Raw genomic sequence first — 7,773 nt, 5'->3', positions numbered from 1 at the left:
GGGCCGCGACGCCCGCCGAACTCGCCGCTGCACTGGGCCTGCACGCCGCCGCCGAGGCTCAGGGCCTCGATCGGTTCCTGCTCGAAAAGCTGATGGAGCACGACAATGAGCGATGACATCGACGGCCTGCTGGTGGAAGTGCGCGCCGGCACCGAAGCGTTCAGCCGCGACATCGCCCGCATGCGCGGCAGTATCGACGGCGATCTCGTGGCCGGTTTCACCCAGGCCGGACAGGCGCTGGAAAGGGGCCTGACGAGCGCGATCCGGCGCGGCAGTCTCGGCTTCGAAGACCTCAAGCGCACGGCGCTCGGCGCCTTGGGGGAGATCGCGGCACAGTCGCTGCAGCGACTGCTCGGTGGCAGTGGCACCGGCGGAAGCGGTTCTCACGGTGCGGCGGCAGGCATGCTCGATTACTCGGGCCTGTTCTCCGGCCTGCTCGGGCTACCGGGACGCGCAACGGGCGGCAACGTCTCGCCGGGACGCGGCTATGTCGTCGGTGAGCGCGGCCCGGAACTCTTCGTGCCCACTTCGGCGGGACGGATCGAAGCGCCCGCCACCGCATCCGCCCGCGACGTGAAAGTCGCCATCAACCTTTCCGCGCCGCGTGGATCGAGTGCGCCGCAGTCGCTTCAGCGCTCGTCGCGCCAGGTCGCCAGCGCGGTGCGCCGCGCAATCGCTATCCGCTGAACGCAATCCTGGAGGAATCCCGCATGGCATTCTGGCTCGCAAGCAAGCGCAACGGACAGGCAAGCGACTGGATCAGGCGCTTCGACCCGCGCTTCTGGACCGTCAATTTCCCGCGCCCGATGATGGCCTCGGTCGTCTCCACCGCCCCCGATGCCTTGCGCGTCGATGCATCCTTCCTGCGCAAGGCCGACCTCGGCGGACTGATCTGGGACAGCGAAGACACGCTCGACCATCCCCTGCTCGCCTACAAGGCCGACCGCGACTACGCCCATACGTCGCTCAGCTTCCGCTGGCGCTCGTCTGGCGTGATCCCCCTCGACGCCGGCAATGGACCGACGCTGACGATCGAGGGCCACGACGCCACCGGCGCTGCGCGGGTCTGGTACGTCAGGCTCTGGAACTATGCCGAAGGCACCGGCGAGGACGCGCGGATCACCCTGCGGTTCTCGGAACTCGACGGCGGCTATGCGCTGCCGGCCGAAGCCGATCGCCTCTGGCCCCATGCGATCGACCGCATGTTCATCTCCTTCTGTCCGCCGGGCTCCGACGGCAGTGCCGATCCCCTGCCCGCCGAAGCCGAGGGCTGGATCGAGCTCAGCGAGATTCGCGCCGATGGCGCCCGCGCCATGTTGGAAATCGGCGACATCATCCTACCGCCCAACGGCCTGGCCATGGCCACCGGCTTCGACGACCAGGGGGTGCAGACCCCGGCCCGGCTGCTGCGCAGCGTGCGGCAACTCGGCTACCGGGGCTCGGTGGTCCACTATGTCGGGATGAGCCACTACTTCCGGCTAGCTGCCGAAAGCGGCGGCTTTCTCACCGGCACGAGTCCCATCGGCACGGGCGGGGATCCGCTCAATGCGCCGACGCGCAGCTGGCACCGCGCCTTCTTCGCCGAGTGCATGAGGCTCGGCTTCAGCCCAGTCGCCTCGCTTTCCTACGAGCTTCTCGACCAGCATTGCCCGGAGGCCTGGAAACAGCGCGATCACCAGGGCAATCCCGCGCTCACCGGCTGGGACCCGCCGTCCACGCTGCTCTCCCCGGCGAACGATGAGGCGATGGGCTGGCTGCAATCCGTCGGCGCCGCTTTCGCGCAGATCATGATCGAGGCCGGTGCTCCGGTGCGCTTCCAGGTCGGCGAACCGTGGTGGTGGTGCTTTGCGGACGGCCGCATCTGCATCTACGATGAAGCGGCCCGCGCCGCACTGGGCGGCTCCCCAGCCGCTATTCCCGACATGCGCGCGGCGCTCGACCCCGCTCGCACGGCCCTGCTCGACGCGGCGGGGGCGCTGCTGGCCCGCTCCACCGCCGATCTCGTCGCCGCCGTCCGCATCGCCGCCGCCCCGCAGAGGGTCGAAGCGCTGGCGCTGGTCTTCACGCCCACCGTGCTCGACGCGACGATGCCCGAGATGCAGCGCGCCAACCTCCCGGTGGGCTGGGCATTCCCCGCCTTCGACCGCCTGCAGGTCGAGGACTACGACTGGCTCACCGCCGGAGCCGACTCCCTGCGCCGCCGTGCCTACGACACGGTGAACCAGCGCCTGCGCTATCCTCCCGAGGAGCAGGACTACCTTGCCGGCTTCGTGCTGAAGCCTTCGCAAAGCGACCAGTGGCGCCGCATCGACGCAGGCGTCGACGAGGCCATCGCCCGGTCTCATCACGAAATCGTCGTCTGGGCTCTGCCCCAGGTCGCCCGCGACGGCTTCGTCCGTCTTCCCCCCACCCTCGACGCTTCAGGAACCGACCCGATGCAGGCTTTCGACGATGTGCCCTACCCTCTGGCGCTCGGCCGCGACGCCGCAGTAGTTACCGAGTTCTCCACCGCGATCTCCGTGACCGCATCCGGCTTCGAGCGCCGCAACAGCCTGTGGTCCAATGCGCGCCTGCGGTTCGACCTTGGCCCCGGCATTCGCTCCGAAGAGGAACTCGGCGCGTTGATCGCCTTCTTTCGCGCCCGGCGCGGCCCCGCGCGCGGTTTCCTTTTGCGCGATCCCAGCGATTTCAGCTCGAAAGGAATGACCGGCGTGCCCAGCCCGCTCGACCAGCGGCTCGGCAGCGGTGACGGCGTGAACGCCGCATTCCCGCTGGTGAAGCGTTACGGCGAGGGCAAGGAGGCCCAGGTGCGCCGGATCACCCGGCCTTTGGCCGAGAGCCTGCTCGTCTCGATCGACGGCGCCGCGCAACTCGGCAACTGGTCGCTCGGTCCGATGGGGATGCTGACGTTCGACGATGCCCCTCCGGCAGGCGCTGTCGTGCGCGCAGGCTTCCTCTTCGACGTTCCGGTCCGCTTCGCGGACGATCAGCTGGAGATCGCCGGCGCTTCCTTCGCGGCCGGCGAAGCACCGAGCGTCCCTGTCGTCGAAATTCGGGAGGCGGCATGAGCCGGATCTGGTTCGCGAGTGACCTGGAAACGGTCGCCACCTTCTGGCGCATCGACCGGCGCGACGGCGTGACCCTGGGCTTCACCACCCATGACGCCGATCTCTGGTTCGACGGCGTGCTGCACCGCGCCTCTCCCGGCATGGTGCCGTCTTCAATCCGCAAGTCTGCGGGCTTCGAAGCCGACAGCGCGGAAGTGCGCGGCATCCTCAGCCACGAAACGATCTCCGCAACCGACCTTGCGGAGGGCCGCTTCGACGGTGCCCGCGTCCGCATCGGCCTGATCGATTGGGAGACGGCCGAGCGCGACACGCTTTACACCGGCGCGATCGGCGCCGTCTCGCAGGACGACGGCATGTTCTCGGCCGAGCTGAGATCGCGCAAGGAAGAACTGGCCCGCGATCCGGTGCCGCGCAGCAGTCCCTCCTGCCGCGCCCCGTTCTGCGGGCCGGGCTGCAACCTCGATCCGCAGCGCTTCACGCGCGAGGTCGAAGTCGGGGCCACCGACGGCTCGAAGAACGCGGTCATGCCGGCGATCGCCGGCGATCTCCACGCTTTCGAGGGCGGGACACTGCGATGGCTGGAAGGGCCGCAAGCGGGCATGACAAGCCGCATCGTCGGCGTGGACGACCGCAGCCTGGTGCTCGACCTCCCGCTGAACCCGGGCGCCGCAGCCGGATCGCGCGCGCTCCTGCGAGAGGGCTGCGATCATACCCTCGGCACTTGCGGCACGCGGTTCGGCAATGCCGTCAACTTTCGCGGCGAGCCGTTCCTGCCGGGGAACGACCTGCTCACGCGCTATCCCGCCCCCGCCTCGTGACCGGAGAAGACGTCGCGGCAGCGGCACTTCGCCTTGTCGGCGTGCCGTTCCGGCTGCACGGGCGCGATCCGCGCATCGGGCTGGACTGCCTCGGCGTGGTCGCGCTGGCTTATGGCCAGACCGCGCGCATGCCGAACCACTACGGCCTGCGAAGCCGTGGCCTGAGCCCTGCCGATCCCATCGTCGCTGCCGTGACCGAAAGTATGGGGCTCTTTCCCGTCGAAGGCTCCGCCGTTGCCGGCGACCTGCTCATGCTGCGACCGGGGCCTTGCCAGGTCCACTTCGCCCTGGCGGTCGGTCCCGACCGGATCGTCCACGCCCATGCGGGCCTGCGCCGCGTCGTGCTCGGCCCGGTGCCGCAGGATTGGCCGCTCATCGGCCACTGGCGGCCCCTCAACCCACAGGAGAAAACATGGCCACGCTCGTTCTCAACGCCGTAGGCAGCACCCTGGGCGGCCCTTTGGGCGGCGCGATCGGATCGATGGTCGGCAGCCAGTTCGATGCCGCCATCTTCGGTTCGCCCGGCAGGGATGGTGCGCGGCTGAAGGAACTGGACGTCACCATGTCCAGCTACGGCCAGCCGCTGCCCCGTCACTTCGGACGCATGCGCGTGGCCGGGCAGATCATCTGGGCAACGGACCTCGTCGAAAGCAGCGAATTACTGGGCGGCGGCAAAGGCGCAGCCTCACTGACGAGTTACAGCTACACGGCCAGCTTCGCGGTTGCTCTGGCCAGCCGCCCGATCCTGGGTATCGGCCGGATCTGGGCCGACGGCAAGCTGCTGCGCGGTGCCCAGGGCGACCTCAAGGCGGGAGGCACGCTGCGCATCCACACCGGCCACGGCGACCAGGCCTGCGATCCGCTGATGCTCGCCGCCGAAGGCGAGGCGCGCTGCCCCGCGCACCGCGATCTCGCCTACGCCGTGTTCGAGGACCTCGATCTCTCGGAGTTCTACAACCGCCTGCCCGCCCTGACGTTCGAAGTCCTGGCGGACGAGCGGATCGAACTTGCCGATCTGCTCGGCGAGCTTGTTGAGGACGTCGAGGTCGCGGTGCCGCTCGACGGATTTCAAGGCCTCACCTGCGACGGGCCGGTCGGCGGCGTTCTGGAGACCATCGACCGGGTACTCCCGCTGGACGTGGATGCCGGAAGCGACACCCTGCTGATCTCGCACCGACGGCTGCAATCCCGTCCGATCGTCTTGTCCGAAGCCGCGATCTCCACAGGCGACGGGGACTTCGGCGCCGCTACCGGCTTTGCCCGGCACCGCCTCGCCGCCGACGAGCATCCCGTCTCCCAGCTCCGCTACTTCGACAGCGACCGCGATTACCTTCCCGGAGTCCAGCATGCGCAAGGTCAGGCATCCAGAGGTGCGCCGCGCGCGATCGAACTTCCCGCCGCGCTGAGCGCGGATACGGCGCGCGGCATGATAGAGCGTGTCCGACGCCGGAACGACTGGAGCCGCGACCGCATTTCCTGGCGGTCCAGCGAACTCGATCCCGACGTCGCGCCGGGAACCCTGGTCGCGTTCCCCCAGATCGCCGGGCAATGGCGCGTACTCGATTGGGAGTGGCGCGATTCCGGGGTGGAGATCACTGCCGAGCGGCTGGTGCCCCGTTCGGCCGATGTACCGGCACAGGCCGGAGCGGATCCGGGACGGCTCAATCCTCCGCAGGACTTTCCTGTAACGGCGACGAAACTGGCTGCTTTCGAACTGCCTTGCGACGCCGCCACCCTCGCCGCCGGCCAGGCGCGTGTCTTTGCGGCCGTGTCCTCTGCCGGGGCGAACTGGAGCGGAGCGGCCCTCTTTGCCGATCGCGGCGACGGCGCGCTGCATCCGCTTGGCCCGAGTGGGCGCCGCCGCGCGATCATGGGCACCGCCACGAACGCGCTTCTGCCGATGAGTCCCATGATCTTCGATCGCCGGTCCAGCCTGCGGGTGACTCTGGTCGATCCGGGCATGCAACTCGTGTCGGCGACCACTGCGCAGATGGCGGAGGGGGCGAACCTGGCGCTGGTGGGAGACGAGATCGTCCAGTTCGCCGCGGCCGCCCCCCTCGGCGCAGGACAGTGGCGGCTCGACGGTTTCCTGCGCGGACGCGGCCGCACCGACGGCGCCATCGCAGATCATGGTCAAGGCGAAGTCTTCGTTCTGCTCGACGGCAAGGCGAGCGCTCTGGATGCGGCGCTGCTCGGCGGAGCCGCCGGGCGGAAGGTCGCGGCACTGGGCCGGGGGGACGCGGAACCGGTCCTTGCCTCCGTGCAGATGAGCGGCCTCACCTTGCGCCCTCCGGCTCCGGTCCATCCCCGCGCGGCATTGCTGCACGACGGTACGCTGCGCCTCAACTGGACGCGCCGGGCGCGCGGCGACTGGGTGTGGCAAGACGGCATCGACGTGCCGCTTGTGGAACAGTCGGAGAGTTATGTCGTCGCCTGCGGTCCTCTTGCGACGCCTCTCGCGACATGGACGGTGCCGACGCCCTCGCTCGACCTGCCGCCGGATACGCTCTCGCGCCTTGTCGCCCTCTTGCCTGGCGCTGTGCTGACGGTGCGCCAGCAAGGCACCTACGGCTTGTCCGCGCCGCTCGATCTCTTCCGCCTGTCCTGAACCCCGCAAGGATTCAAATCATGAGCGATTCCATCACGTTCGAAACCGAAAGCCCGCGGTATGGCCTGCCGCTTCTCCATGTCGCCCAGGCCCAGAAGGAGGCCTTCGTCAACGAGGCCCTCTCGCGCTGCGACATCTTGCTCCATGCTACGATATCCGGCGAACGGGCCACTCCGCCGGAAGACCCTAGACCCGGTGAAAGTTGGCTGGTCGCAGAAGGCGCCACCGGCGCGTGGTCGGGCCGCGACGCCAGCATCGCCGGCCTCCACGGCGGCAACTGGCTGTTTGTCGAGCCGCGTGAAGGCCTTAGGGTTTTCGACCTTTCGACCCGCCAGGAACGTCTTTTCCATAATTTTTGGAGAAAAGCGGTACTTCCCGTGGAACCACTTGGCGGGATCACAGTTGATGTTCAGGCTCGGGCGGCGATCGCAGAACTGATCGGCGTCCTGCAAGTCTTGGGTATCGTTCCATCAGCGTAACGGTCGCATTGACAGGGGTAACACGGTGCAGTCGATTTCCAATAACGGGGTCACACGCTTCACCAAGCCCCCGAAAACGCGACATTTCTGCAACAGTCGCACTCAATGTGCGCTTGCACACGGAAAGCTGAGGGGGTAGACACTCGAGGCACTCGGTGGCTCCAAATCTCTTTAGTAGGGGAAACATATGAGGAAACTCGTCCTAGGACTGGCGCTGGCTTCGACAGCTATCGCCACTCCCGCGCTCGCGCGCGACAACTCGTGGTATCTTGAACTCAACGCCGGCGCGATGATCGTCGAAGATGCCGATCTCGACATCAACGGCGTGAACAACGCTGCCACGGCCGAATTCGAAACCGGCTTCGACGGCGGCGCCGTTCTCGGCTACGACTTCGGTCCCTTCCGCCTGGAAACCGAAGCCAGCTACCGCCAGTCCTCGTTCAAGGGCAGCAACGGCCCCGACGCCAGCGCCCTGACCTTCATGGTCAACGGCCTGCTGGACTTCGGTCCCGATGACGGCCTTCAGGGCTACGTCGGTGGTGGCGCCGGTGTCGGCCGCGTTCACTACGACATCTTCGACGATTCGGACACGGGCTTCGCCTGGCAGGCCATCGCGGGTATCCGCGCGCCGATCAGCGACCGCGTGGACGTGGGCCTGAAGTATCGCTTCAGCAACGTCAACAACCTCGACTTCGTCGACGTTGCCGGTAACGACATCAGCACCCGCTGGCGTTCGCACTCGCTGCTCGCGACTCTGGGCTACAACTTCGGCGAACCGGCTGCTCCCCCGCCGCCCCCGC

General features: G+C 68.0%; 7 protein-coding genes. All 7 read left to right on the top strand.

Annotation, left to right across the window (positions count from 1 at the left end; genetic code table 11):
* Positions 1–105 precede the first annotated feature (105 nt).
* Positions 106–687: a hypothetical protein gene (locus L284_RS28540; protein WP_021232703.1), complete on the top strand. Its 582-nt coding sequence runs from the start codon at positions 106–108 to the stop codon at positions 685–687.
* 23 nt (positions 688–710) lie between these two features.
* Positions 711–3,068 (top strand): phage distal tail protein, Rcc01695 family, encoded by a 2,358-nt coding sequence (locus L284_RS28535; protein WP_021232702.1) that lies wholly within the window; start codon positions 711–713, stop codon positions 3,066–3,068.
* Positions 3,065–3,886 carry a DUF2163 domain-containing protein gene (locus L284_RS28530; RefSeq protein WP_021232701.1) on the top strand — a complete coding sequence of 274 codons (822 nt, stop codon included), beginning with the start codon at positions 3,065–3,067 and terminating at the stop codon, positions 3,884–3,886. Before L284_RS28535 ends, L284_RS28530 begins: the two co-directional genes overlap by 4 nt.
* The gene (locus L284_RS28525) at positions 3,883–4,326 is read left to right on the top strand and encodes an NlpC/P60 family protein (RefSeq protein WP_021232700.1); all 444 of its coding nucleotides are present in this window, start codon (positions 3,883–3,885) and stop codon (positions 4,324–4,326) included. Before L284_RS28530 ends, L284_RS28525 begins: the two co-directional genes overlap by 4 nt.
* Positions 4,299–6,494: a GTA baseplate fiber-binding domain-containing protein gene (locus L284_RS28520; protein ID WP_021232699.1), complete on the top strand. Its 2,196-nt coding sequence runs from the start codon at positions 4,299–4,301 to the stop codon at positions 6,492–6,494. Before L284_RS28525 ends, L284_RS28520 begins: the two co-directional genes overlap by 28 nt.
* A 20-nt stretch (positions 6,495–6,514) precedes the next feature.
* Positions 6,515–6,973 (top strand): DUF2793 domain-containing protein, encoded by a 459-nt coding sequence (locus L284_RS28515; RefSeq protein ID WP_021232698.1) that lies wholly within the window; start codon positions 6,515–6,517, stop codon positions 6,971–6,973.
* A 187-nt stretch (positions 6,974–7,160) separates the two neighbouring features.
* On the top strand, positions 7,161–7,773 hold a 613-nt coding region (locus L284_RS28510), incomplete at its 3' end, for an outer membrane protein (protein WP_021232697.1).

Origin of the sequence: Novosphingobium lindaniclasticum LE124 (assembly GCF_000445125.1) — a bacterium.
Lineage (GTDB): Bacteria > Pseudomonadota > Alphaproteobacteria > Sphingomonadales > Sphingomonadaceae > Novosphingobium > Novosphingobium lindaniclasticum.
The sequence above is the reverse complement of the archived record's forward strand: the minus strand, read 5'-3'. Positions and strand labels throughout refer to the sequence as shown.

Excerpts from the sequence above, each read along its gene's own strand:
- L284_RS28520 (WP_021232699.1), top strand. The coding sequence starts at position 4,299 with ATGGCCACGCTCGTTCTCAACGCCGTAGGCAGCACCCTGGGCGGCCCT.
- L284_RS28515 (WP_021232698.1), top strand. The coding sequence starts at position 6,515 with ATGAGCGATTCCATCACGTTCGAAACCGAAAGCCCGCGGTATGGCCTG.
- L284_RS28540 (WP_021232703.1), top strand. The coding sequence starts at position 106 with ATGAGCGATGACATCGACGGCCTGCTGGTGGAAGTGCGCGCCGGCACC.
- L284_RS28535 (WP_021232702.1), top strand. The coding sequence starts at position 711 with ATGGCATTCTGGCTCGCAAGCAAGCGCAACGGACAGGCAAGCGACTGG.
- L284_RS28530 (WP_021232701.1), top strand. The coding sequence starts at position 3,065 with ATGAGCCGGATCTGGTTCGCGAGTGACCTGGAAACGGTCGCCACCTTC.